At 34.4% G+C, this 26,178-nt stretch carries 21 protein-coding genes and 3 tRNA genes; 20 read left to right on the top strand and 4 right to left on the bottom strand.

The window, feature by feature from the left end; translation table 11 throughout:
- Positions 1 to 172: 172 nt before the first annotated feature.
- The 3 genes from J0J69_RS03310 (at position 173) to hcp (ending at position 3,614) form a co-directional block, all read left to right on the top strand.
- On the top strand, positions 173 to 1,177 hold the full coding sequence (locus J0J69_RS03310) for a Gfo/Idh/MocA family protein (protein WP_212725866.1): 1,005 nt from the start codon (positions 173 to 175) through the stop codon (positions 1,175 to 1,177).
- 3 nt (positions 1,178 to 1,180) lie between these two features.
- Positions 1,181 to 1,846 (top strand): Crp/Fnr family transcriptional regulator, encoded by a 666-nt coding sequence (locus J0J69_RS03305; RefSeq protein WP_256637926.1) that lies wholly within the window; start codon positions 1,181 to 1,183, stop codon positions 1,844 to 1,846.
- Between the two features lie 115 nt (positions 1,847 to 1,961).
- Positions 1,962 to 3,614, top strand: coding sequence for a hydroxylamine reductase (hcp, locus tag J0J69_RS03300; protein ID WP_212725867.1), 1,653 nt, complete (start codon positions 1,962 to 1,964; stop codon positions 3,612 to 3,614).
- A gap of 213 nt (positions 3,615 to 3,827) precedes the next feature.
- Here hcp and J0J69_RS03295 read toward each other — a convergent pair whose 3' ends face one another.
- Complete coding sequence (locus tag J0J69_RS03295; RefSeq protein WP_070104378.1) at positions 3,828 to 5,051, bottom strand: IS256 family transposase; 1,224 nt, start codon at positions 5,049 to 5,051, stop codon at positions 3,828 to 3,830.
- Between the two features lie 577 nt (positions 5,052 to 5,628).
- Between J0J69_RS03295 and J0J69_RS03290 the strand changes: the two genes are divergently transcribed.
- Positions 5,629 to 5,781, top strand: a complete 153-nt coding sequence (locus tag J0J69_RS03290; protein ID WP_172676248.1) for a hypothetical protein — start codon at positions 5,629 to 5,631, stop codon at positions 5,779 to 5,781.
- Between the two features lie 36 nt (positions 5,782 to 5,817).
- Here J0J69_RS03290 and J0J69_RS03285 read toward each other — a convergent pair whose 3' ends face one another.
- Positions 5,818 to 8,007 carry an ATP-dependent helicase gene (locus J0J69_RS03285; protein WP_212726225.1) on the bottom strand — a complete coding sequence of 730 codons (2,190 nt, stop codon included), beginning with the start codon at positions 8,005 to 8,007 and terminating at the stop codon, positions 5,818 to 5,820.
- A gap of 154 nt (positions 8,008 to 8,161) precedes the next feature.
- Here J0J69_RS03285 and J0J69_RS03280 point away from each other — a divergent pair, with 154 nt between their 5' ends.
- The 6 genes from J0J69_RS03280 to J0J69_RS03255 all read left to right on the top strand — a co-directional run bounded on the left by J0J69_RS03280 (position 8,162) and on the right by J0J69_RS03255 (position 13,051).
- Positions 8,162 to 8,542 carry a zinc ribbon domain-containing protein gene (locus tag J0J69_RS03280; RefSeq protein WP_055241386.1) on the top strand — a complete coding sequence of 127 codons (381 nt, stop codon included), beginning with the start codon at positions 8,162 to 8,164 and terminating at the stop codon, positions 8,540 to 8,542.
- A gap of 130 nt (positions 8,543 to 8,672) precedes the next feature.
- Entirely contained in the window at positions 8,673 to 10,034 is a 1,362-nt protein-coding gene (gene dcuC / locus J0J69_RS03275) for a C4-dicarboxylate transporter DcuC (protein ID WP_237252822.1), read from the top strand.
- Positions 10,035 to 10,146: 112 nt separating this feature from the next.
- Positions 10,147 to 10,710: a hypothetical protein gene (locus J0J69_RS03270; RefSeq protein WP_212726226.1), complete on the top strand. Its 564-nt coding sequence runs from the start codon at positions 10,147 to 10,149 to the stop codon at positions 10,708 to 10,710.
- Positions 10,711 to 10,976: 266 nt separating this feature from the next.
- Entirely contained in the window at positions 10,977 to 11,663 is a 687-nt protein-coding gene (locus J0J69_RS03265; protein ID WP_212726227.1) for a hypothetical protein, read from the top strand.
- 72 nt (positions 11,664 to 11,735) lie between these two features.
- Entirely contained in the window at positions 11,736 to 12,230 is a 495-nt protein-coding gene (locus J0J69_RS03260) for a GNAT family N-acetyltransferase (protein ID WP_055241378.1), read from the top strand.
- An 89-nt stretch (positions 12,231 to 12,319) separates the two neighbouring features.
- Positions 12,320 to 13,051 (top strand): YybI family spore inner coat protein, encoded by a 732-nt coding sequence (locus J0J69_RS03255; RefSeq protein WP_068758809.1) that lies wholly within the window; start codon positions 12,320 to 12,322, stop codon positions 13,049 to 13,051.
- A 1,341-nt stretch (positions 13,052 to 14,392) separates the two neighbouring features.
- On the opposite strand, the gene J0J69_RS03250 is transcribed toward J0J69_RS03255, so the two are convergent.
- A tRNA-Leu gene (locus J0J69_RS03250) sits at positions 14,393 to 14,479 on the bottom strand.
- Between the two features lie 325 nt (positions 14,480 to 14,804).
- On the opposite strand from J0J69_RS03250, the gene J0J69_RS03245 reads away from it, so the two are divergent.
- From J0J69_RS03245 to J0J69_RS03235, 3 genes are all read left to right on the top strand, one after another.
- Complete coding sequence (locus tag J0J69_RS03245; RefSeq protein WP_055243202.1) at positions 14,805 to 15,194, top strand: hypothetical protein; 390 nt, start codon at positions 14,805 to 14,807, stop codon at positions 15,192 to 15,194.
- A gap of 472 nt (positions 15,195 to 15,666) precedes the next feature.
- Positions 15,667 to 15,743 (top strand) — tRNA-Arg (locus J0J69_RS03240).
- A 109-nt stretch (positions 15,744 to 15,852) separates the two neighbouring features.
- A tRNA-Arg gene (locus tag J0J69_RS03235) sits at positions 15,853 to 15,929 on the top strand.
- A gap of 141 nt (positions 15,930 to 16,070) precedes the next feature.
- Here J0J69_RS03235 and J0J69_RS03230 read toward each other — a convergent pair.
- Positions 16,071 to 17,366 carry an ISL3 family transposase gene (locus J0J69_RS03230; RefSeq protein ID WP_128446202.1) on the bottom strand — a complete coding sequence of 432 codons (1,296 nt, stop codon included), beginning with the start codon at positions 17,364 to 17,366 and terminating at the stop codon, positions 16,071 to 16,073.
- A 203-nt stretch (positions 17,367 to 17,569) separates the two neighbouring features.
- Here J0J69_RS03230 and J0J69_RS03225 point away from each other — a divergent pair, with 203 nt between their 5' ends.
- The 7 genes from J0J69_RS03225 (at position 17,570) to J0J69_RS03195 (ending at position 26,149) form a co-directional block, all read left to right on the top strand.
- Positions 17,570 to 18,541 (top strand): hypothetical protein, encoded by a 972-nt coding sequence (locus tag J0J69_RS03225; RefSeq protein WP_068758808.1) that lies wholly within the window; start codon positions 17,570 to 17,572, stop codon positions 18,539 to 18,541.
- 81 nt (positions 18,542 to 18,622) lie between these two features.
- The gene (gene tig, locus J0J69_RS03220; RefSeq protein WP_055243200.1) at positions 18,623 to 19,906 is read left to right on the top strand and encodes a trigger factor; all 1,284 of its coding nucleotides are present in this window, start codon (positions 18,623 to 18,625) and stop codon (positions 19,904 to 19,906) included.
- A gap of 179 nt (positions 19,907 to 20,085) precedes the next feature.
- Complete coding sequence (gene clpX / locus J0J69_RS03215) at positions 20,086 to 21,312, top strand: ATP-dependent Clp protease ATP-binding subunit ClpX (RefSeq protein WP_055243199.1); 1,227 nt, start codon at positions 20,086 to 20,088, stop codon at positions 21,310 to 21,312.
- Between the two features lie 217 nt (positions 21,313 to 21,529).
- Positions 21,530 to 23,854 carry an endopeptidase La gene (lon, locus tag J0J69_RS03210; protein WP_055304641.1) on the top strand — a complete coding sequence of 775 codons (2,325 nt, stop codon included), beginning with the start codon at positions 21,530 to 21,532 and terminating at the stop codon, positions 23,852 to 23,854.
- A 12-nt stretch (positions 23,855 to 23,866) separates the two neighbouring features.
- Complete coding sequence (yihA, locus tag J0J69_RS03205) at positions 23,867 to 24,493, top strand: ribosome biogenesis GTP-binding protein YihA/YsxC (protein WP_055274997.1); 627 nt, start codon at positions 23,867 to 23,869, stop codon at positions 24,491 to 24,493.
- Positions 24,494 to 24,845: 352 nt separating this feature from the next.
- Positions 24,846 to 25,778, top strand: coding sequence for a 16S rRNA (cytosine(1402)-N(4))-methyltransferase RsmH (rsmH, locus tag J0J69_RS03200; protein WP_055243196.1), 933 nt, complete (start codon positions 24,846 to 24,848; stop codon positions 25,776 to 25,778).
- Between the two features lie 17 nt (positions 25,779 to 25,795).
- Complete coding sequence (locus J0J69_RS03195) at positions 25,796 to 26,149, top strand: hypothetical protein (RefSeq protein WP_055243195.1); 354 nt, start codon at positions 25,796 to 25,798, stop codon at positions 26,147 to 26,149.
- Positions 26,150 to 26,178: the final 29 nt, after the last annotated feature.

Raw genomic sequence — 26,178 nt, 5'->3', positions numbered from 1 at the left:
GAGGGACTTTTATTTTTTATGCTAAATAAGTAAGAAGCCGTGATTTTTGTACATCATAAAAAGATTTTACTGCCTCTATAGTCAGTCTTTATTAGGGTGTTTTATGATTTTAAGTCTGATGTAATCAATATAGGTTATAGATAGAGATGAGGAAGAGGTGGAGGAAATAAGTATGAAACAAAAAGTTAGATTTGGAATTATTGGAACTAACATTATTACCGATCAATTTATTCAAGCAGCATCTCATTGTGAAGCCTTTGAATTAAGTGCCGTTTATTCACGTACAGAAGCAAGTGGTCAAGCGTTCGCTGCCAAATATGGGGTGAAACATATATTCACAGATCTTGAAGAGCTTTTAAGAAGTGATGTAGTCGATGCCATGTATATTGCGTCTCCTAATGCCTTACATGCGAAGCAAGCGATTATGTGTTTAAATTATCAAAAGCATGTATTGTGTGAAAAGCCATTAGCATCAAACTTAAAAGAGGTTGAAGCTATGATTGCAGCTGCAAAAGCAAATCATGTTTTGTTGATGGAAGCGATGAAGACAACGTTACTGCCAAACTTTAAAGTGATTCAAGAACAGTTGTCTAAGATTGGAACCGTGCGCCGTTACTTTGCAAGCTTTTGTCAGTATTCATCACGCTATGATGCCTATCGCGCTGGAACAGTTTTAAATGCCTTCAATCCTGAGTTATCGAATGGTGCATTAGTCGATATCGGTGTGTATACTATTGCTCCTATGATTGCGTTATTTGGCGCTCCTTTAGCGATTAAAGCAAGTGCTCATCTGTTAGAATCTGGTGTTGATGGAGAAGGGTCAGTAATTTTTGAATATCCACAAATGCAAGGGACTGTTATGTACTCCAAAATTTCAAACTCATCTCTTCCAGCCGAAATCCAAGGTGAAGAGGGAAGTATTATCATTGATCGAATTAACCAAATGGATCAGGTTACGATTCATTATCGAAATGGTGAAGTGGAAGAAATAACATTACCCCAAGTGGAGCACAATATGGTTTATGAAGCCGAAGAATTTATTCAGCTCATTTTAAATCAAAAACATGAATCAGCAGTGAATTCATTTAAATTTTCGTATGAAGTCATGCGAGTATTAGATGAAGTTCGCTCTCAAATTGGGCTCGTCTATCCAGCTGATTTAAAGGAAATTGATTAAGAGGTGATAAAACTGAAGCAACATTCTTTACTCGCCTATATTCATCCAACCAATTTACAACAGTTAGAGCGAGTATCCCAAGCGATAACTTTAAAAAAGGGTGAAACTTTATTTCGACAAGAAGAGATCGCACATTCGATTTATTTTGTTCGTGAAGGAACATTAAAAATATTAAAGACGTCATCGATGGGACAAGAAAAAATCTTTTCTCTATATCAAGGTGGGCAGTTTGTTGCCTTAAGTACGTTATTTAATCCTCCTCACCGTTATCCTGCTACAGCCATGGCTGTTGAAGAAACGATTGTGGTTAAAGTTCCACGTGAGGCGTTAGAAGCGGGGATTTTATCGACTGAATTAGCAACGCGAGAATGGTTTAAACAACTCAATCGTCGATTAGAAGGGGTTCAACAATTATTAACGGACCAAGTATTCATTGATGCGAAAGAGCGATTTAGAAAATGGTTACAACGTTTTGCTACTGCCCATATGTCTTCTTCAGACGATGTCTTTGTAAAAATTCCTGTAACTAAACAAGAGATTGCTGATTTACTCAGTATTCGCAGAGAAACATTTAGTCGCCTGTTAGGGGAACTAAAAGAAGAGGGATTATGTGAAGTCAAGGGGAAAACCTTTAAAATCAATCGTCAATGGTTAAGTGGTGAAGAGTAGTTCGAAAATTCGAACTACTTTTTTTTATTTTTTCCCTGAATGTGATGTACCTCACATCTTTTTAAAAAAGCTGGCGTTATAATGAAGCAGTCATTTAGATTAAGAGGTGAGAGTTATGGAAATGAACTGTAATCAATGTCAAGAAGCGGCAAAAGGGATCGGATGTACGGTCTTTGGTGTTTGTGGGAAATCACCAGAATTAAGTGCCTTAATGGATACATTTATTTACTCGTTAATTGGATTATCATCACTTGCGGTGGAAGCCAAAAAATTAGAAATTAATACTGAAGAAATTGATTTATTTGTGATTGAAGGATTATTTGCAACGATTACAAATGCAAACTTTGATGAAGAAGAATTTGTCTCACGTATTCAAGCAAGTATCAATTATCGTGAACAATATAAAGCATTACTTCAACAGAAAGGAATCGTCTTACCATCAGCAGCTATCTATGAACTAGACGTGAAAACAAAAGAAGAAATGATTCACAAAGCACTTCATTTAGCAATTCATCAAACAGCAGATGAAGATATTCGTTCGATTCGTGAGTTAATGTTATTCGGATTAAAGGGATTAGCTGCTTACTTATCGCATGCTGAAAAATTAAACTATAAAAATGAAGCTTTATTTAGTGCAGCCCATGAATTTATGGCTTCATTAGTAAATGATGAATTAACACTTGAGCAATATGTTCCAATGACATTAGCACTTGGTGAAGTTGGAGTTCAGGCGATGGCATTATTAGACGAAGCTAATACAACGACATTTGGAAATCCAGAAATTTCAACTGTCAATATTGGAGTAGGGACACGTCCAGGAATTTTAATCACAGGACATGATTTACACGATTTAAAACAATTACTTGAACAAACAAAAGATCAAGGAATCGATATTTATACACATAGTGAAATGTTACCAGCTCATTATTATCCTGAACTTAAAAAGTATGAGCATTTAAAAGGAAACTATGGGAATGCTTGGCATTTACAAATGAAAGAATTTGAAACATTTAATGGACCAATTGTATTTACAACGAACTGTTTAGTGCCACCACGTTCTAATTCAACTTATATGGATCGTGTGTATACAACAGGAAATACAGGATATCCAGGATTTAAAGTGATTCCTGTATTAGAAGATGGAACAAAAGATTTCACAGCTGTGATTGAGCAAGCTAAACAATGTGTAGCTCCAACAGCGATTGAAGCGGGACAATTAGTGGGTGGATTTGCTCATCATCAAGTCTTAAGTTTAGCAGATTCAATTATTGAAGCAGTAAAAGGTGGGGCGATTAAACACTTTGTCGTAATGGCAGGATGTGATGGACGTCATAAAGAGCGTCAATACTATACAGATTTTGCCCAAGCATTACCGAATGACTCTGTGATTTTAACGGCTGGATGTGCCAAATATCGCTATAATAAATTAGAATTAGGAGATATCAATGGAATTCCACGTGTTTTAGATGCAGGGCAATGTAATGATTCATATTCATTAGCTGTCATTGCCTTAAAATTAAAAGAAGCGTTTGGACTTGAAGATATTAATGACTTACCGATTGTTTATAATATCGCTTGGTATGAACAAAAGGCAGTGATTGTTTTATTAGCGTTATTATCACTTGGTGTGAAAAAAATTCACTTAGGGCCAACATTACCTGCATTCTTATCACCAAATATCGTCAACTTCTTAGTTGAAACATTCGAAATTGGTGGTATCTCAAGTGTTGATGAAGATTTAAAAAAGTTTTTATTAATCAATGAATAATTAAAAAACTGAAGGGAGTTATGCGTCTCCCTTCAGTTTTTTTATATTAAGTTTCTTGTCTTAATTAATCGGCAGAAGCATCACATAATAATAAACATCGTGTCGTGTCATATCAAATTCATCTAATGAATAGTATCGTTTTTAGCAGCAACTTGTCTTAGTAACTATCCCGGAGAGCCTGTCAAGTTAAGTGTGTAAACTAATTTTTAAAAATTATAGATAGGGTGTTAAACGATCTGGGTATAAGATTAATAATTGATTTAATATTTGACTCCAATTTGAAAGTTGACGTCGCCACTTCTTAGTAACTTCCATGGTTTGAAGATAGATTAATTTCATCACCGATGTTTCATTTGGAAAAGCTCCTTTTCCTTTTAGAACTTTTCTTAATTGGCTATTGTAGCTTTCAATGGCGTTTGTCGTATAAATCATTTTTCGAATTTCTTTAGGAAAATTAAAGAGTTGATAAACTTCTTCGATGTTATTTTCCCACACTCTAACGGCTAAAGGTACCAGGGGACTCCATTTATTTTTAAAGGTCTCAAAGGCTTGTTCTGCTACTGATCGATTAATCGCTTGATAGATTTGTTTTAAATCATAACAGAATGATTTTCTATCTTGATAAGAAACAAATTTCGTTGATTGTCGGATTAAATGAACTAAACAACGTTGAACGAGGGCATGAGGAAAAACAGCTTGAATGGCCTGTTTAAAGCCACTTAAACCATCCACACAGGCAATACAAATATCTTGCACTCCACGAGCCTTTAATTCATCTAATAAACTCATCCAATAAGAGGCACTTTCTGCTTCTCCGATAGAGAGGCTTAAAACATCTTTGCGACCATCTAAAGACACACCTATGATACAGTAAACTGCTTTGTTTGAGGCACTCATTCCATCACGCACTTTGACATGAAGCGCATCTAAATAAATGATAGGATAAACAGGCTCTAAAGGCCGTTGTTGCCAATCTTGAATCAGTGGAATCACTTTATCAGTTACAGCAGAGATCGTTTCATGTGACGTTTCAAAGCCATAAATCTCTGCTAATGTTTTAGAAATATCACGCGTTGATAAACCTTTAGCATAAAGCGATAGAATCTTTTCTTCAATTCCGATGACATTGGTTTGACGTTTAGGCACGATTTGAGGTTCAAATGAACCTTGCCGATCTCTGGGAGTCTGAATCGTTGTTTCACCAAGACGCGTTTGAATGGTTTTAGATTGACGTCCATTTCGTGCATTTGAAGTTGATTTATTACGAAAATCATATCGGCTATATCCTAGATGTTGATCTAATTCAGCTTCTAATGCTTGTTCAATAAAGCCTCCAAACATGTCTAATAAAACAGCTTCAATATCACTAGCAGATTTAATGTTGTATTCATCTTGGAGGAGATTAAATAATTGGTTCATCGTAGCTTTTCTTGTCATAAATAATAAACTCCTTTGAAATAGTTAACTTATTATGGTAACTGTTCTAAGAGTTTACACACTTTATCTTACACCCTCTATCCCGGAGATTACTATTTAAAAATAAATAATAATGAAATTGAGCATCTTCGATGTAGTGGACAGATAGATCGTTACTAAATAGACTAATTTATTTGGTCCTTGAATATACTTCGTTGGTGAAAAAATGACTCTTTTTATGATTTGAACTTCCAAAAGTATTGAATGAATCGTTAAGATTTCCCCATTCTTTTTGCTATGTTTATCATAATTTAAATAGAATTTAAAAACCGGAAAAAAGTGTAAATATATATGGCGAAATATAATTCATATTTTTTCTATATGTAATCTATAACAAAAAATCTAAAAATAACTGATATTAAACTATTTTCTATGTTAAGATTCCCGTTGAAATTATGTTAAAACCTTTTAGCCTTATATAAATATATAACATATAACAGGATTGCAAACAAAAATAAAAGGTAAAACTTCACTGTTTAAAATAACGTATGATAGATGGGGAAATGCTCATAATATTGTCGAAAGAAAGGTGATAATTATGGCTAAAAAAGGAATGCGACGTCCTGATCCAAGTGAGCCACATGGAACAGAGAGCAACAAAAAAAATAAACATCCTAAAAATGATATGCCCCCTGTTCCTGAGATTCAAGGAAAAGCAAAACATGGGCATGTTAAAGCTGGACGTGTTTAAAAAAAATGTCTATCCGATAATCGGATAGACATTTTTTTATGATGATTTTAACGAGACATTCCCGTTTTCAACCGTAATTCTTAAACTGATTCGCTTTTGTTCGTGCTCAAATTGAATAGTTGCTGTTTCACCGTCTAAATCAATAATGGTTCCATCACCGAATCGTTGATGATGAATCAAGACTCCAATTTGATAAGCTTTTAAATCAACAGAGGTGGTTAGGTTCATGGATTTCAGTTCTGAAATCGAGCGTCCACTAGCCGTTCGTTTAGGCTGTGGTAATGATTCAGTTGCTGACTTTGGATAAAGAATTTGATGAACATCTTTTACAAAAACGGAACGGTTAAAAAGAATGTTGTGCTTATTGGCAACGCTCAGAATTTGAAGCTGATGGCGAGCACGTGTCATGGCGACATAAAAGAGACGGCGTTCTTCTTCAAATTCTTCTTCCTCGTGTAAGAGATGCTGATTCAAGGCACTTGATGAGGGGGTAATTCCATCCATACAATCGACTAAGAAGACGGTATTAAATTCTAAACCTTTAGATGCATGAAAGGTTAATAAGTTAATAGCAGGCATCATTTGCTGAGAACTTTGATGACTCAGCTGATACAGATGGGACAAGCGATTTAAAAACTCATGAATGTCACCAGTTTCTGAGGCAATACTTTTTAATGTTTCAATGACGGCAAGACCTTGGGTATAAACTCGTTCTTTCTCGTCTTTAATAAATCCTCGTTTCGTTAAATAGCTTTCATAATCGAGCGTATCTAAGATAAAGTGAATGCCTCGTTTAGGAGGAAGGTCTTTAAGTTTTGGAAGATTTAATTTGAATTGTCTGATTTTATCACGCTGAAAGGCGGTTTTGAAAGCGACCTGACGTGTCAAATAATCTAAATAAGGACTTTCGCTTTGAGCTAAGGTTTGTTGAATGACAGAAGCAGACAAATATAGAATTTTAGCGATACGTTTAAAGGCTTCAGCATCTCTTGGATTTAGTGTGAGATGAAAGAAAGCGACGACATCTTTGACAATCGGATGAGTAAAGAAGGTAAGTTTCCCCTCTTGGAGTTTAAATGGAAGTTGGTGACGCTCAAGCATTTCAATCAACGAAATCGCTGAAACATTTTGACGATATAAAATGGCGACCTCATTTAAATCATCGATTGCTTTTAATTGTTCAATTAAATATGTAAACTGTTCTTTTTCAGTTTGAAAATGATGAAGAACCGGCACAGAAGAAGGGGGATTGGGAGTTTTAATTTCTTTTGGATAACGATCATGATTGTGACTAATAAAGGTTGATGACATCTCAACAATATTTTGGCTTGAACGAAAATTTTCCGTTAAATAAATAATTTGTGCGTCTTTGAAGGTTTGTTTAAAGTCAAGTAATTGCTTAGGGTAAGCCCCGCGGAAGGCATAAATACTTTGATCATCATCACCGACTAAAAAGAGGTTGTTTCTAGGAGTCGCCACTAATTTAATGAGTTCGTATTGAATTTTAGATGTATCTTGTGCTTCATCAATTTGAATGTGGGTATAGCGTTGTTGATAAAAGGTACGAAGCTCATCCTGATGAATTAAAATTTGATAGGCGGTTGTTAATAAATCGTCATAATCAAGGAAAAAGTTAGCTTCTTTTTTTTGTTCATAAGCTTTATAAACTTGAATAAATAATTCCACTTCATTTTCGACGTACTTTTTAATCTCCTTTGTCTGATGGGGTTCAATCATTAAGTTTTTTAATAAACTAATTTGCCCTGTTATCATCTCATACTCGTCATCACTTAAATAGCGCTCGGATTTCTCAAGATAAATAGAAGCAAGCAGTTGTCGTTTACTATGTGTCATTTGATTAGGGGTATCAATAAATTCATATCGCGTCCCACTAATCTGTTCAAAATGTCGGATGATATGAAAAGCAAAACTATGAATGGTTGCGAATTTGACGTGATTTGCTAATGATGGAAATAGAGATTTAAATCGGTCATTCATGTCTTTCGCAGAGGCTTTTGAAAAGGTTAGAGCCAAAATTTGTTGAGGGGAAACGCCTCCTTTAACCATTAGATTTGCTAAGCGAATCACTGTAACAGTTGTTTTCCCGCTACCTGGACAACTAATCACACAGATTGGACCATGTAAAGCTTCCACGGCGTCTTTTTGAGAGGGGGTTAAGGTCATTTTAAAATGATCGTATAAATAAGATGTAAGTTCATCGGCCATAAGACGCGCCTCCTTTTAAAAGTGTTAAACTTCTTTCATTATACAAGAAGTTTCAAGATTTGACTAATCACGGCGTAAAGAAATTTAATCACTCAAAAAGAGGTCCCAGTCGATTGTTCTTATAATATGATAAAGTAGGAAAGAAGGTGAGGATATGGCTTTTTGGAATGATTTTCAGAAAACAGTTAGTAAAACAGCAGAAACAGGAATTAAGCATACAAATAAGTGGTTGGAAATTGGGAAGCTAACGATGTCGTTGAATGCGGCAAAGTTAGAGTTAAATGAGTTGTTTGAGCAACTTGGAGAGTATATATATGTAAATAAGGTGAGTGATATCACACATTCAGATACTGTTCAAGAACTCTTTCATCAAGTCTCTCTTCAAAAGTCAAAAATTAGAAAAATACAAATGCAAATCAATCAAGTCAAACAAATTCGAGCGTGTGAAAATTGTGGGGCGGAATTGGATGAAAATGCAAAATATTGCCCTCAATGTCGTGCGCCTCAATCAGATCAAATTGATTGGCATTTATAAATAAAAGCCCTTCTAAAGAGAAATAAATCTTAAGAAGGGTTTTTTAGATCGATAGAGGTGGAACGATTTGTCGAAATCAAGTATAATGAGGGTTGCTTATGGAGAAAAAATAGTCAGAGGAGGAGATTAGATGGTGATTATTAGTATCACGTTGATTATATTGATCGTCGCAGGGTACTTCATTAAAAAGAATTTCGATATTAAATGGGTGATGTTTGGAAGCGGGATTGCCTTGATGGGAAGTGCTATTTTACTTAAAGTACCTCTTTTACCTGAGGAAAGTAGTAGTGGCATTGCTTTTTTTGATATCTTTAAAGTCATTGGGACATTATTTACGAAACAGTTAACAGGAGCCAGTTTTATTTTGATGCTTCTGTTTGGATATACAGCGTTTATGAAACAAATTGGAGCGAATCAAATGACGGTTCAGATGTTGAGTCGCCCCTTATTACATTTAAAATATAAGGCGTTATTATTACCGTTATTTTATCTGATCGGAAATGTACTCGGATTAATTATTCCAAGTGCCTCAAGTTTATCTGTTTTATTAATGGCCACGGCTTATCCAATTTTAGTCTCAGCTGGGATTTCGCCGCTTGGGGTAGCAGCTGTTATTGCGATGTCAGCAACGATTGCTCCCACCCCATTAGGAGCCGATAATTTATTAGCCTCTCAGGCTTTAGACATGACAGTGACAGATTATGTTTTTAATTATCATGCCAAAGCTTCTATTCCAATCATTTTAGTTTTAGCGATTGTTCATTATGTCTGGCAACGTTATATGGATAAAAAAGAGGTAGCGTTAGAAATTAATCAGGAGATGTTATTGAATGAAGAGGAAAGAATCACGTTAAATACTCCACGTCTATATTCAATCTTACCCATGTTACCTCTATTATTAATGGTTATTTTTAATGTCTTTTTAAAGAAAGATAATGTCGGGATGGTTGAAGTTACGCTCTGTTCTTTCCTCATTAGTATCTTCTTTGAGATGCTTCGATTGAAATCAGTGCAAAAAGGAGTTCAATCGATTCAAGTTTTCTTTGATGGAATGGGAGTAGGGTTAACGACAGTTGTGATTCAAGTCGTAGCAGCATTAACGTTTGTGGAAGGATTAAAAATTATTGGTGTTATTGATTTGTTAACTAATAGTATTAATCAACTTAGTGGAGCAGGATTAATTTTAACGTTATTCTTCTGTGGATTGGCTCTTTGTGTCGGATTATTAAGCGGAAGTGGATTGGCTCTCTTTTATGCATGCGTAGAATTAATGCCGAGCTTTGCAGCGTCTGCTGGGATGAATGCGATGTTACTTGCTATTCCGATGCAGTTTGTCTCTCATTTAGTAAAAAGTATTTCACCTGTATCGCCAACTGTTATTATTATTTCATCCATGATGAATGTCTCGCCTGTTGGATTAATTAAACGTACTATTGTACCTGTACTTATTGGAATGCTATTATCAATTATCCTACCGTATCTCTTATTTTAGTACACCGTGAAATGCTTAGTAATTAAGGACAATCAGTTACATATTTCACCCGTTTTCATATAATGCAGTAAAGAAACGAATGAAGGCTGTACAAGATAGAGGGGGGAATCCGATGCTTAGAGTCAATCGAACCTTTTTATTTGTTTATAATTTATTAGTTGCTTTAGCGTTCTTATTGCGTTATGTGATGGTTGGGCCTATCCTATTTAATCAAGTTTGGTGTTATTGGATGGTTCTAGTTGCGATGGTGTTAGTATTATCATTGTTAAATTATGTGACGTTTTGTCATCCGACACCACTTGAGATTGTCGCTTATCATGTCAATCTTATTATGCGTCATCCTATTGATCAAGGTGAAGATGAGGAGTATGATGCGCGTAATAAGTTATATTTATCTGAACGTTTTATAGAAAGCTCTAATTATAAATTTTTCTATTATGAAGACTGTTGTGCTAAAACGAATCAATATCATCGTATGAAAATTAAATTAGCTATTGGTGAACAAACCTTTAATAAAGCATCCATTATTATTAAAACGATGGATCAACAATATATTCGTTTTAATATGATTAAAGAAACAGATTATTCGCTGTTGGCCTTTTTATATGAGTGGGAAATTGATGACATTGACTATAGTGATCAAACAACATTTGAACGAATGGTCAAAGGTCAATAACGTGAAAGAGTTAGTAGAAAAGTGGTTCTACTAACTCTTTTTTATTAAATAGACAAGTACTGTTAGATAAAAATGTTGTTTTTAGCCTTTATAATCTAATTCGGTTAGAAATAACTTTTGATATGAGGTTGTTTATTATCAATATGATTGTTTAATGCAATTAAAAAAAGTCATTTAAGAATAATTCCTTATTCCTAAATGACTTGAATGAACCTTAGAACGTTATCTTTTGCTTCCTCCATCCTTAATTGAAAGGTCAGGGAATATTGAGTGGAAAGGTAGAGGATTGGTGTTTAAAGTTCCTATCTCCAACCTCATCTATCGAGAAAACAATCAAAAATCCAATTCCTGTTTTAGAGTCAAAGATTTCACTTTTAAAAGAATTACTGAAGCTTTATGAGATAAATTTAATGGTTGAAGGGTATTATGTTTATGATGAACAACAGCTTTGTTTACAATTAAGCCCGGTATCGCAAAAGTTAAATTTTATCAAAGAACAAGAGCTTCAATGTTTTTTTAAACAACTCTCAACAAAAGCAACTTCAAAAACAACTTTGAATGATGATCAGCTTCAACGTATTTTTTCTTTTGTGATTTCAATGCGTTATGTTGAATATTTAAGAGGGTTTTACAATGAGCTGAGTTTAGTTGATAAGGTGCACTTATCGTCTACCTTAAGCCGATGTTCAAAGGAGTTACTTGCATTTTTTGTCAGTCCTAATTCTTTGACAATTCAAAAGATACAGCAGTTTAAACACAGATATTTAGAAGTTCCAGCTCAACGAATACATCAACTGCAAACAAAATTATTTCATGAATTAGAAAGGTGGGCGCTAGCCCATCCTGATCTTGAATTTATGAGCTTCAATGAGGAAGTGCTAACTTTTTCTGAAGGATTTCAATTCTCGCACTTAGACCGCAAAGAACCCTTTGTCATTTTACATGACTCATAACTCTTCGCCATTGTAAGCTTTAAGAAATTATGGTTTAATTATCCATATTAATTAAATGAGGGAGAGGTAAATATGATAAGTATCCGCCCAATGGATGCAATTGATTATGAGAAGGTTGCTAACATCTATCAACAGGGAATTGATTCTAAACAATGTACATTTGAGACAGAAGTACCAACCTGGGAGAGTTTTGATCAAGGACATCTTCAGTATCCGCGATTAGTAGCAGTTGATGAACAAGGACAGGTCTGTGGATTTATCGTCTTGAGTTTAATGAGTTCAAGACGATGCTTTCGAGGAGTTGCCGAGATTAGTATTTATTTAGATCGAGCTTATACAGGACAAGGGATTGGAAGAACCTTAATGAATGAAATGATTACTCAATCAGAAGAAGCGGGGATTTGGAGTTTATTTTCTGGAATTTTTCCAGAAAATAAAGCAAGTATTGCACTTCATCAACGATGTGGTTTTCGAGAAATTGGTTATCGTGAGAAAATGGGAGAAAGCGAGGATGGTACTTTTCGAGATGTTATCTTTTTTGAGCGTCGAAGTCAGATCATTGGGTAGATGATAATTTTGTAATTTAATCTATCTTTGAGTTTCGCCTAACATTTAAACGCATATAGTAAAGTAGACAGTTAAAGTGAGGCGATACAATGGAATATGGTATTAGTGGTTATCAAACTGATTACCGATTTATGAAAAAAGAGGTGATTCAACTTGCTCATGAAACGGTTCCGTTAACGGGAACTGAACAAGTCGATCAAATTTATTTATTAGGAACTAAAGAGGATGATAATTTAATTTATAGCGATATTGCATTGGTTGTTGAAAATGGAGCAACTGGAGAAAAAAAGTTTTACACAATTCCAACTTCAAAAGGAATGGGGGGCGGGATAGATCTTGTAGATTTTACGCATGATGGTTTGTTAGACGTGGGGGTCTATATTTTTAGTGGTGGAACCGGAAGTCAAGTCGATTATTATATTTTCTTTAATCAAGGTAAGGCAGTACAACTTGGATTTAGTAATAAATTATTAGAAGAAAAACTTAAATTTCAAGTCACCTACTTACCTAAGTATCAAGTCGAAATTAAAAATTTGAATACAAATGAGACAACTATTTTAGATTTATCAAGACGGAGTTCAGATTATTTAGAGGCGATTTACGATACGCAAGGGAATTTAAAAAATCCATTATTAGGGGTTGTCGCTCCTGTCAGTGATTCAAATCCAATCAATAGTAAACATTACTCTCAAGGTCATGATCTGATTTTAACCCAACGAATATTAGGCCGTTCACATAATGATACGTTAGGTTATGTTCAATCATACATAGGGTTTGATGAAGGAAAATATTATGTCTATCGTACGCTAATTTCACAATAATAGGCGATTTAACTAAAAATCATGATTAAAAGTTAAAAAAAATCAAATACTAAAGGTCAGAAACTGTATTTTATATGGGAGTGATATAGATGACAATTGAAGCCTTTGTATTTGGAGCTATTTTTGAAATGTGTATTACTTATTTAATTTTATGTGAATTATTTTTTTAGATATGAAACATTAAGTCATGAAAAAAACATCATCTTAACTAAGAATGATGTTTTTTTCATCATTAGTAGGTTGATAGGATAAGGAATACGTTAGTAAAGCTAAAATTAGCATTCCAATGAATAATGGAAATAGATTTGATAAGTTAGCCAATTGGAAAAATTGAAGATTAGCATCAGGGGAGGATATTTTATTAATGACATAGAGGTAATGATTTAAGTTTGGGTTGATGGCTTTTTTACATTGAATTCGTTGGATTAAGTCTAACTAAAAGTCAGGTGATTGGTCATTCTAACCTAAGGTGAGATAAGTTTCATTTCTAATGGTTGCAGGAACAGCCCCATGTAATCACATTGTTTTCTTACTAAGAGATATGGGCTTACTTGAGGGGCTTCAATAGTTAAATAACTCACCATAAGGGCATGCTTCTCGAGCAAAAGTTTAAATTTGAATATGACGCTCACTAAATATTTCTTCGCTAAAAGTAGGTAAATGAGCCTTAAGTTTTACATTGGCTTGTGCTTGTGTTTCAAGTATTGGATGAAATCAACAAATGAAGCTAAGTAATAGTAATAGCCTGTATTTTTTAGATACATCATAGAAAGCCCTCCTACACCATACTGTGTTAATTGTAGCATGTAGATGTATTTATGCGAAATATTTCCATAAAAAAGAAGCTATCGATGAGATAGCTTCTTCTTAAGTGACAGTATGGTGGAGTAAATAGTGTGATGGTGTATGAGATGTTGGTAGTTTTATAAAGTGATAAAAGGATTATTTGTTAGTAAAAGGTAAAGAAATAAATAATGTATGAAGTATAATGGCTATAACAATGGATTAAAAGTGTTTAAAAGATAGAAGTTTAAATAAAAATTTAGTAAGGATATAGGAGAATGATAGGTAATGTATGAATGTTTATGTTTAGAAAAATTTAATCAATTGTTTGATTGTGTCTACTGTCCTTAATCGACTGAGGATACCGGAAGTGATTAAGTAAATAGATTTTGTTAAAGTGTTGTAGGAAAGTTGGATATTAGACTGAATTAGGAATGTTTTTAGGATGTATGAGTGATTTGGTATCCTCAATATACCATATGAAAATAAAGAAGAGTTGTCTGTGTTTATGTCATCAAAAATAAAAAAAACACCTTAATCGGTGTTTATTGTTCGGTTTGGTACCAATGGCCGGACTCGAACCGGCATGAAGTAAGCTTCGGTGGATTTTGAGTCCACTGCGTCTACCAATTCCGCCACACTGGCATTTACAAATTTATTATATCATATCTTATAGCAGTTGCAAGTGTTTTTTTCAAAAAAATTCCAATTGTGAACGGTAGTATATCATTGTGAATGAATTCCTAATGTAAATTTTAATTAGAAAAAAATAGAAAAATACAAAAAAATCAACAAATAATACTCATTTTTTTAAAAAAGATGCGTATATTATAAATATAAAACGCTTTCTTTTTTGGGGGGTAATCTCATTAACAACAGATAATAAAAAAATCAGTGTGGTGATCCGATGAATGAGTGAGATTAGCAGAAAAGAAAAGGCGTCTAATGAAACCATTTGGAGGGATCAATTATGAACGTATATTGGAAACCTACAGTGAATCAAATGATGAGTGAAGATGTTTTTAATCAATCACTACAAGAGGTTGAATGTAAGATTTCAGCTTGGGGTCAACGTGAGTTAGCATTAAGTGGTTTCTTATTAGCTTCATTTGTTGAACAAAAAGTAGAGGAATATAAACGTTCGTTTATTCAAATTGAAATGCCGTTTCATACAGAAGCAGAGTGTCAAGCTTATTTAGATGATTTTTATCATGAATATGCTGAAGTTATTAAATTATTTCCTTATGACCGTTGGGTATGGGTTAAAAAACTAGAAGTGATACAATATGGGCCTTATGATATTCAGTGTGTTCATGTTCCTAGCCAAGTGCTAGATCATAAAGAATTCCCATTAGGTTAAGTTAGTATAGATGAGTTTGTCAATATCAAAGGAAAATAAATATAAGTCAGATAAGTTTTTTATATTGGAAAACTTTTAGTTGGACTATCGTCAGTTTTAGTATTAAAACAATTGAGCAACTAAGACTGATATCCAGGGATGAAATACACTTCTGTTTTCATAATTATATAGTTCTCTAATATATCTAAAATAAAAAGAGGGGGGGATTTCTAAAATTCCCCTCTTTTTCAAACTAGTTAAAGTCATTATCAGAATTAGACTTTATTTTAATTCATCGATAAACAGCTATTGAGGCAGAGTTGACTAATAAAAGAATATTTTCATTTAATAAGGGATAGGGTTAGATAAACCTTTTGATCATTTATCTAACTCTTTTAATTGGAAAAAAATTCATGAATAAATGAGTAAAAAATTGTTTACAAACGTCAGTAAATGGTTTAAAATAATCAATGTGGAAAACAAAACAAAAAATGTCTCGGTAGCTCAGCTGGATAGAGCAACGGCCTTCTAAGCCGTCGGTCGGGGGTTCGAATCCCTCCCGGGATGCCACTTAATTGAACTAAATGACTACAACGGTGTAGTTTTTTTAATGTCTAAGCGTTAGGTGTATATTAACGTCCGATGTTGGTCGTTTGTTTAATGTTTTTGAATAAAAAATGTCTCGGTAGCTCAGCTGGATAGAGCAACGGCCTTCTAAGCCGTCGGTCGGGGGTTCGAATCCCTCCCGGGATGCCATTTGATAGAAGATAATGAACTACATAATTGTAGTTCTTTTTTTGTTGTTTAAAAAGGAAGATGAAACGGAAAAAAACGGCTCTTTGTCAACTGGTGTGGGTGAAGAAATTTTATACCTGTAATCGTGAGGGATTAAGCTGCTCATTGAGCAGTTTGATTCCTTTTATTTTTTTGTTCAAAGGTGTACTTATGGATAATCAAAATTCTAGCTTTGAAATGATAGAAACTACGGTATCCAAAGGCCATGCGTTTAATCACTTTAATCTTGTTATTAATCCCTTCAAGCACTCCATTGGTATAAGATGTTTCAATCGTATTTTTGATATAATCTTGGTAGTTAGTTAATGTTTTTAAAGCTGTTTTCATTTCAGGTGAAAGTAAGTCAGAGGGGTTTTGAATGGCATGATGAAAAGCATCAAAGTTGCGAAGTTTGATGGCCTGTTTGATGGTTTGATAGAAGTCATAAGTGGCTTTTAATTCCGGATCTAAAGCGAGTAAAAAGTCGATGATTTCTTGTTGAGAAATCTGCTTTTTGAAACAGTTAGAATAGAAGTAGTGGGTAGAATGGATATCCTCTTGGGCTTTTAATAAAAGGCGCCAATAATGTTTGAATTTATTGTAGAATTCTTTGTTTTGGTTCATGAAGCGAATACGAGTTTTATTGAGGGCACGAGATAAAAGTTGAACGACGTGGAACTTATCTAAAACAATTTTAGCGTTGGGAAACACCTCTTTAATGAGTGTCATATACGGAGCATACATATCAATAACAACGTGAGTTACACCTTCACGGGCCTCCTTAGAAAATCGCATGAAATAAGGTTTTAAAGTGCTTAGACGACGGTCTTCAACGATATCAATTAACTTCCCATTAGAAGCATCACAAAAAATGAATGACATAGCCCCTTCCGCTGATTTGACCGACTTAAACTCATCAAAACAAAGCACCTTTGGAAGAGAGTTAAAATGAAGGGGTTGTTCCTCGTACGATGTATGAATGATCCGATTGACCGTTGAATGGGATACGTTGAGTTCACGGGCAATATCTGACTCGGATTTTTTATGGCTAGCCTCTAGGAAAATGGCTTGTTTAAGGGGATTAGAAAGGTAACAATTAGATTCTACGAGAGAGGTTTTAAGCGTAAAGGTACGATCACAATGACGGCATTTATAGCGTTGCTTTTTTAAATCGAGATAGGTATCAAAGCCAGAGAGTTTCATCATCTTAATACGAGAGGTTTTGAAGCCGTGTTTAATGATTTGTGAGTCAAAGAGATGACCACAGTTGTAACAATGGGTCGGTTGAAAAGAGAGGATACCAGAAATGACCTTAGAGCGGATCCCGTTAATCTGAACATCTTCCATCCAATTTTCTGAAAAAGTAATATTTTTATCTTTTAAATCGAGTAAAGTTAAGATACAATTATTGTGAGACATAAACCCAATCCTTTCGTGTTTTTTTTGGTCAATTACATGGTATAGAATTTGGGACGTGATGTCTCTTTTTTTATACTTATTTTTTATTCCAAATAAAAGAAGTGTGGGAATCACCCACACCAAATATTATAGAACCAAAAAAACTAAACTCAAGTGAATATTAAACAAGGGTTGTTTACAAGATAAACGCATGAGGTGAAAAGATGGCAATGATTTATGACTTCCCGACAAATTATGAAGAAAAGATCGATCAAGCAACTAAATTAATGGAAAAGGGTTATATTGACCAAGCAATTTGTTTATTAGAAGATTTTTTAGAAGTTGTTAAAGATCAAAAGATTGAGTTCGAAGTGAAAAAGCAGTTGATTACGGCCTATATGTTAAAAGGCGAATTTGAAATGTGTGAGGCACTTATTTTAGAAATAAAAGCGGCAAATTGTTTAGACTTAATTGTAGCGGCCCATGATATATTAGTCACGATGTTTCAACTTCCAGGTGATGTAGTAGAGACCAAGCAGTTAGAATATGGTCGAGAGTTAGGGTTAAACGTTTTAACGAATAAGAACCTCATTGAATTGGTTTATCAATTAAAAACATACTATGAAAGTTATTGGTATGAAACGATTGATAAAAAAATTCAAGTGTTAAAAAATGAATCTAGCTTTGAGACCCGATTGATGGTGTTATCTGATTTGCAGGCAATTGACCCGATTCAATTAACGTTATTTCAAGAGGAATTTGAGTCTATTTTAAATAATTGTTCTCAGCCTATTATCAAAACCATGTTATTTGAATTATTAGTACAAAAGGGAATTGAATGTGAAGTGAATTTTGATAGTGAAATGATGAGTAGACAACTTAAAACAACTGCAGATAGTTTAGATGAATTTTATGAGCAACTCAATCAGGCCATTCACCTTCTCTTTGAAATTGAGGTGGATGAGGACACAAGGCAATTACTCAAACAACATCTAATCTTCTTTTACCAGTGTCTCTTTCCGTTTGTAGATGAAGTTAATCCAGGGGAAGTCGTCCAAGAATTAGCTCGTATGCTCTTAGGGATTGAACTGGAGTTAGTTAGGCAGCAAAAGGGGCTTGATGATAAATTAAATACAATGACTGACATCACATACAAAATGAGTCAGTATATCCTAAGTTTATCATCATTAATGTAGAAATTAGGAAAAGCCTATGTTATAATTTAAAAGTTGTTACAAAGATGTAAACGCAACGTTAATAGATGGAGGTTATTAGACATGTCAGTTAAAGTTGAAACAGTAGAAACTAATAAAGTAAAATTAACAATCACTCTTTCAGCAGAATCATTCGATAAAGCATTAGATGCTGCATTTAAAAAAGTATCAAAAAATTTACAAGCACCAGGATTCCGTAAAGGAAAAATGCCTCGTCCAATGTTTGAACAAAAATTTGGTGTTGAAGCATTATACGAAGATGCATTAGATGCATTATTACCAAAAGCATACATGGATGCAGTTGCTGAAACAAACATTGCTCCAGTTGCAGCACCATCTTGGGATATCAAACAAATTGGAAAAGGACAAGAATTAGTTGCTGAAGCAACAGTTGTTGTTAAACCAGAGGTAGAATTAGGACAATATACTGGAATCGAAGTTGAAGAATTATCAACTGAAGTAACAGAAGCAGATGTAGAAGCTGAATTAGAAAAATTATTACAAAACCATGCTGAAATCGTAGTAAAAGAAGGTGCAGTTGAAAATGGTGATACTGCAGTTATCGATTACGAAGGATTTAAAGATGGTGTAGCATTCGAAGGTGGAAAAGGTGAAAACCATCCATTAGTAATCGGATCTAACTCATTCATTCCAGGATTCGAAGAGCAATTAGTAGGAATGAATGCTGGAGAAACTAAAGAAATCACAGTAACTTTCCCAGAACAATATCATTCAGCTGATTTAGCAGGAGCTGAAGCAGTATTCAAAGTAACATTACACGAAGTAAAAACTCGCGAATTACCACAATTAGACGATGAATTTGTTAAAGATTTAGATCGTGAAGGAATCGAAACAGTTGCTGACTTAAAAGCAGATTTAGAAAAATCAATCAAAGCTCAAAAAGAAACTGCTGCTCGTAACCATGTCATCGATACAGTAGTTGAAAAAGCAACTGAAAATGCTAAATTCGAAATCCCAGCTGAAATGATCGAGGGAGAAGTTGCTCAAATGGTTCGTGAAGCTGACCAACGTTTCCAAATGCAAGGATTTAACTTAGATTTATACTTCCAATTCACAGGAATGGATATGGATAAATTCAAAGCTCAATTACGCCCTGAAGCAGAAAAACGTTTAAGCTACAACTTAACATTAGAAGCAATCGTTAAAGCTGAAAACATCGACGTAACTGAAGAAGAAGTGAACGCAAAATTATCTGAAATTGCTCAAGCATACGGACGTGAATTAGAAGAGTTAAAAGCTCAATTACCAAGCTTAGCAATGTTAAAAGAAGACTTAAAAGTTCAAAAAGCTGTTGACTTCATCGTTGAAAAAGCAGTTCGTAAATAATTAATTGATTTATTTGATCATTATTTTTAATGAGGCGCGTAGCATTCGTGCCTCATTTTGTGCAATATAAGAGGTTGCAAAAAATGTCTAAAATGGACATTAATAATTTGGAGGGTAGCTGAATATATTGATAGTAGTTACTCAATAATGAGATTTGTCACTGTATGGAGGTGTAAAGGATGAATAATATTGATATTACCTGCTCATTTTGTGGGAAAAGTCATGATGAAGTCAATAAAATAATTGCTGGACCTGGGGTGTATATTTGTGATGAATGTATCCAAATGTGTTCGGAAATTATTGAAAATGAACAGTCTGATGAGTTAAGTGAAGAATTTAAAACTTTACCAAAACCAAAAGAAATTTATGAACTATTAAATGAGTATGTCATTGGTCAAGAGGATGTTAAAAAAGTATTAGCTGTAGCGGTATATAATCACTATAAGCGCCTAACTTCAAATAGTGAAGCTAACGACGATGTTGAAATTTCAAAAAGTAATATCTTATTACTAGGATCAACAGGTAGTGGAAAAACGTTATTAGCACAAACTTTAGCCAAAGTGTTAGATGTCCCATTTGCGATTGCCGATGCAACATCATTAACAGAAGCGGGATATGTTGGAGAAGATGTTGAAAACATTTTACTTCGCTTGTTACAAGCTGCTGATTTTAATGTTGAAAAAGCTCAACGTGGAATTATCTACATTGATGAAATTGATAAGATTGCTCGTCGCTCAGATAATCCGTCAATTACTCGTGATGTTTCGGGTGAAGGGGTTCAACAAGCCTTATTAAAAATTTTAGAGGGTGTTGTTGCCAATGTCCCACCACAAGGTGGACGTAAGCATCCAAATCAAGAATTCATTCAAATTGATACAACAAACATCTTATTCATGGCTGGTGGAGCTTTTGCTGGAATTGAAGAAGTGGTTAAACGTCGTATCGGTAAGAAAGTCATTGGATTTGGAGCGGATTCAAAAGCTAATAACATGAGTAAAAAAGAAATCTACAGTCATATCCAACCGGATGATCTTTTAAAGTTTGGATTAATTCCAGAGTTTATTGGACGTTTCCCGATTATTGGAGCATTAAACCCATTAGAGGTAGAGGATTTAGTACGTATTTTAACAGAACCAAAAAATGCATTGACGAAACAATATAAAAAAATCTTCCAAATGGATAATGTTGTATTAGAGTTTGATGAAGGAGCGATTTCAGCTATTGCTGAAAAAGCAGTTGAACGTAAAACCGGAGCTCGTGGATTACGTTCTATCATTGAGTCAATCATGACAGATGTTATGTTTGAAATCCCATCAACAGATAATATTGAAAAATGTATTATCACACGTGATGTGATTGTGCATAATGAAAAACCAACATTAGTTTTTAAAAATGATGTAGCATAATTAGTATTTACTAATATTTTTAAAGTTTTTTGTGCTATAATAGAAGATAGAGTAAGGAAGCGAATAGCTTCCTTTTCTATATCATCTGAAGTGTCCGCTTATGATATAACTTGAAGTTGTTGATCGAAAATTAACCGTACAACAGTGAATGTCAACATGAAATTCCTGTTATCGACCAAAATATGTGGTGTTAAAAGTACTAGTGAGGTGAGTGGAAATGAGAATAGATGTAAACAGTGTCGAGATGCATACGTTGCCTGTTTTACCAGTTCGCGGCGTCATCTCATTACCAAATACAGAAGTTCGCTTAGAAATCGGTCGTCCACAATCGATTGAGGCATTAGAAGCATGTGAAGCTAATGGAAATTATGTGGTATTAGTTTCTCAAGTGGATCCAAATGTAGAAACGCCTCAAAGTGATGATTTATTCCAATACGGGACGATTGCTAAAATTACAATGAAAATTAAACTTCCAAATGGGCATTATAAAGTTAAGTTTAATTCGATTGCTCGTATTGAAGTTGAAGAGTATACGCAGCTTGAACCGTACTTTGAAGCAGTGGTTAAAACCATGCCATCCGTTTTAATGGATTCTGATCAAGAAGAGGCGATGCTTCGTTTATTAATGGAGGAAGTATCTGAACATGGAAGTTTATTATTTGCACATCCAGCTGATGTCACAGCGTTAATTGATGGGGCAGAAACAGCAGAAAAGATTTCAGATATTATCGCTTTTTATTTAAGAATTTCTGAAGAAGATAAAATGAAGTATTTACAAATGACTTCAGTTGAGGAACGTTTAACGGCTCTTTTAAAAGAAATTGAAAAAGAAAAGCATATTGCACAATTAGAAATGAAGATTAATCAAGAGGTTAAGCGTTCGCTTGATGAACATCAAAAAGAGTTTTATTTACGTGAAAAAATGAAAGCTATTCAAAAGGAACTAGGTGATGACTATTCGAAAGAATCGGTGAGCCAAGAGTTCCGAGAGAAAGTGCAGTCGTTACAAATGCCGGAAGCAGTGAAACAGAAGGCACTCGAAGAAATTAAGCGTTTTGAGATGTTACCGGCTAATTCAAGTGAGGCAGGGGTTGTACGTACTTATTTAGAATGGTTAGTAGCAATACCATGGAACGTACAAACAGAAGATAATAAAGATATTTTATTTGCTGAACAAACATTAAATGATCAACATTTCGGTTTAGAAAAAGTAAAAGAACGTATTTTAGAGTATTTAGCGGTTAAAACAATGACAGGGAAAAATCCATCAACAATTTTATGTTTAGTTGGTCCTCCAGGTGTAGGAAAGACATCATTAGCGCGTTCAATTGCTGATGCTTTAGGACGTAAGTTTGTGAAAGTTTCCCTAGGTGGTGTCAAAGATGAATCTGAGATTCGAGGCCATCGTCGTACTTATCTAGGCGCATTACCAGGGCGTATGATTCAAGCGATGAAAAAAGCTGGAACAACAAATCCGGTTTTCTTATTAGATGAAATCGATAAAATGGCAAGTGATCATAAAGGCGATCCAGCTTCTGCGATGTTAGAAGTTTTAGACCCTGAACAAAACAGTCATTTCAGTGATCATTACTTAGAAGAAGAGTATGATTTATCACAAGTTTTATTTGTTGCAACAGCTAACTATTTAGAAAATATTCCAGCACCACTTCGCGATCGTATGGATATCATTCATGTAGATAGTTATACAGAGCAAGAGAAAGCTGAAATTGCAACGCGTTATTTAATTCCACGTCAATTAGAGGCACATGGATTAACAACTGAGCAATTAACAGTAGCTGATGGTGTTGTTATGGAAATGATTCAATATTACACACGTGAAGCGGGAGTTCGACAGCTTGAACGATTAGTTGGATCAATTTGTCGTAAAGTAGCTAGAAAATTATTGACTGAAAAGTTAGAAACTGTTCATGTCAACTCAGAAGTGCTTGTTTCATTACTTGGTAAACATAAGTTTACTCATGGATTAGTGGAACAAGAAGACCAAATTGGAGTGGTAACTGGATTAGCTTATACACAATTTGGTGGTGATATTTTACCAGTCGAAGTGACGTATTATAAAGGAACTGGGAAAATGGTTTTAACAGGTAAATTGGGAGATGTGATGAAAGAATCTGCACAAACAGCGATTAGTTATGTTCGTGCGAATGCAGAACGTTTCGGAATTGATCCATTAATGTTTAAAGATCATGATATTCATATCCATGTTCCAGAAGGAGCAACTCCAAAAGATGGCCCATCTGCTGGGGTAACGATGACAACAGCTCTTGTCTCAGCATTAGCGAAAAAATCTGTTAAGCGTGAAGTTGGGATGACAGGTGAAGTAACATTACGTGGCCGCGTGTTACCAATTGGTGGATTAAAAGAAAAATCAATTTCGGCTCATCGTGCGGGATTAAAAGTTGTTATTATGCCAAAAGATAACGAAAAAGATCTAGATGATATCCCACAAAGTGTGAAAGAAGATATCACATTTATCCCAGTTTCAACAATTGATGAAGTATTACAGCAGGCATTACGATAAGGTGTTGATTATATGCAAATTAATAAAGCAGAATATGTAAAAAGTTGTGTTCGTGCGGAACACTATCCAACGGACGGATTACCAGAGATGATTTTCGCAGGGCGTTCGAATGTAGGAAAGTCCTCTTTCATTAACTCATTAACAAATCGCAAACAATTAGCGCGTGTATCAAGTCGTCCAGGGAAAACTCAGACATTAAATTTCTATAACATTAATGATATGATGTATTTAGTTGATGTTCCTGGTTATGGATATGCAAAAGTTAATCGTTCATTAAAAGAGTCATTTGGACGTATGATTGAAGAGTATCTAGTCGAACGTGATGAGCTAATCTTAGGTGTTTTGCTAGTAGATTACCGTCATAAACCGACTCAAGAAGATATTGCGATGTATAGTTTATATAAATACTATGAGATTCCAACTTTAGTGATTGGAACAAAAAAAGATAAAGTTAATCGCAGCCAACATAAAAAACAAGAAAAATTAATTAAGGAAACCCTTGATTTTGATGAAAATGATGTGTTTGTTGCTTATTCTTCTGAAACACATGAAGGACGTGAAGAAGTATTAGAGATTTTTGAAGATTTAATCAAACAATATCATGAAGTACTAGCTGAAATGGCGCTTGAAGAGGAATAGAAAAAAGCTTCCCAATTTTTGGGGAGCTTTTTTTAAAGTTAAATGATCATTATATGAAAGAAGATGGAACATTAGAATTTTTTTGTATAAATCATTTCAAATTTATTTCAAATGCAATGGAGATAATGTATAATTAGTGGTGAAAAGTGGATATATAAGCCATCATTTATAGTTTTATTATTAGATTAATAGATATTTGTTGAGGATGCATGATAAACACACTTTTTGCTGATGATACGAAAGAATGTTACCTATTCATCGTAGATAGGTCATTTAGTTATAATCGATAAATTAAAGAAACAGAACTTGATATATCACTGATATAAGAGTTGATTTATAGGAGGTTTCAACCATGTTTAATCACTACTCAGTATTACTTCATGAATCAATTGAAAATTTAGACATCAAAGAAGATGGAATTTACGTTGATTGCACATTAGGTGGAGGAGGCCACAGTAGCGAGATTTTAAAACGACTAACGACTGGGCATTTGTATTCATTTGATCAAGATACATTTGCTATTGAAAATGCAACGAAACGTCTACAAGCGATTGGAAATAATTTCACGATTATTAAAAGTAATTTTGTTCATTTGAAGGACGAGTTAAATGCACGAGGAGTTGAAAAAATTGATGGAATTATTTTTGATTTAGGTGTTTCATCTCCACAATTTGATACACCAGAGCGTGGATTTAGTTATAACCATGATGCAAAATTAGATATGCGTATGGATCAAGAAGCCGAATTATCAGCTTATGAAATTGTTAATGAGTGGGAATATAAAGATTTAGAATTTATTTTCCGTGTTTATAGTGATGAGAAGTTTTCAAAACAGATTGCACGTGCTATTGAGCGCTATCGTGAAAAGCAGCCAATTGAAACGACATTTGAATTGGTTGAAATCATTAAATCTGCGATTCCTGCACCTGCGCGTCGAAAAGGTGGACATCCTGCTAAACGTACCTTCCAAGCATTACGTATTGCAGTAAATGATGAACTCAAAGTATTCGAATATGCTCTAAAGGATGCCATGGATATGCTTGCGATTAATGGGCGTGTTGCGGTTATCACTTTCCATTCATTAGAAGATCGAATTTGTAAACATATGTTCAAAAAGAGAAGTGAAGCGAAAGATATTCCACGTGGATTACCAATTATTCCTGAGGAATTCCAGCCAGAATTTAAGGTCATTACACGTAAGCCGATCGTTGCTGACGAAGGGGAATTAGCAGAGAATAATCGCTCGCATTCTGCTAAATTAAGGGTAGCAATGAAGTTAAAATAGGATAAGGGGGAAAATAGATGAGTCCATTAAAAAGACAGGTTGAACAGCAACAGCCGCTTCAAAGAAGAACGGTTAAACCAACTCAAAAACGAAAAGCGAAGAAAAAAGGATTATACTCACTACAAGGATTAGTAGGGATGACAGTCGTAGGAGTATTTCTTCTTTTAATTGGACAACTGTATTTAGATGCTCAAATTAATGAGCTTCATTATCAGGTAGAGAGAAAGAAACTTGAAATTGACCAACAAGTGGTCGTAAATGAAGAGTTATATTCAAAAATTTCAGAATTATCGACCTATTCACGTGCGATGGAAATTGCGAAAGAAAATGGTCTTTCAACTTATGAGAATACGATTACGATTGGAGAGTAACTTCGGTTACTCTCCGTATTTTTAACATC

This window comes from Turicibacter bilis, assembly GCF_024499055.1.
Lineage (GTDB): Bacteria > Bacillota_I > Bacilli_A > MOL361 > Turicibacteraceae > Turicibacter > Turicibacter bilis.
This window is presented reverse-complemented; position numbering and strand designations above follow the sequence as displayed.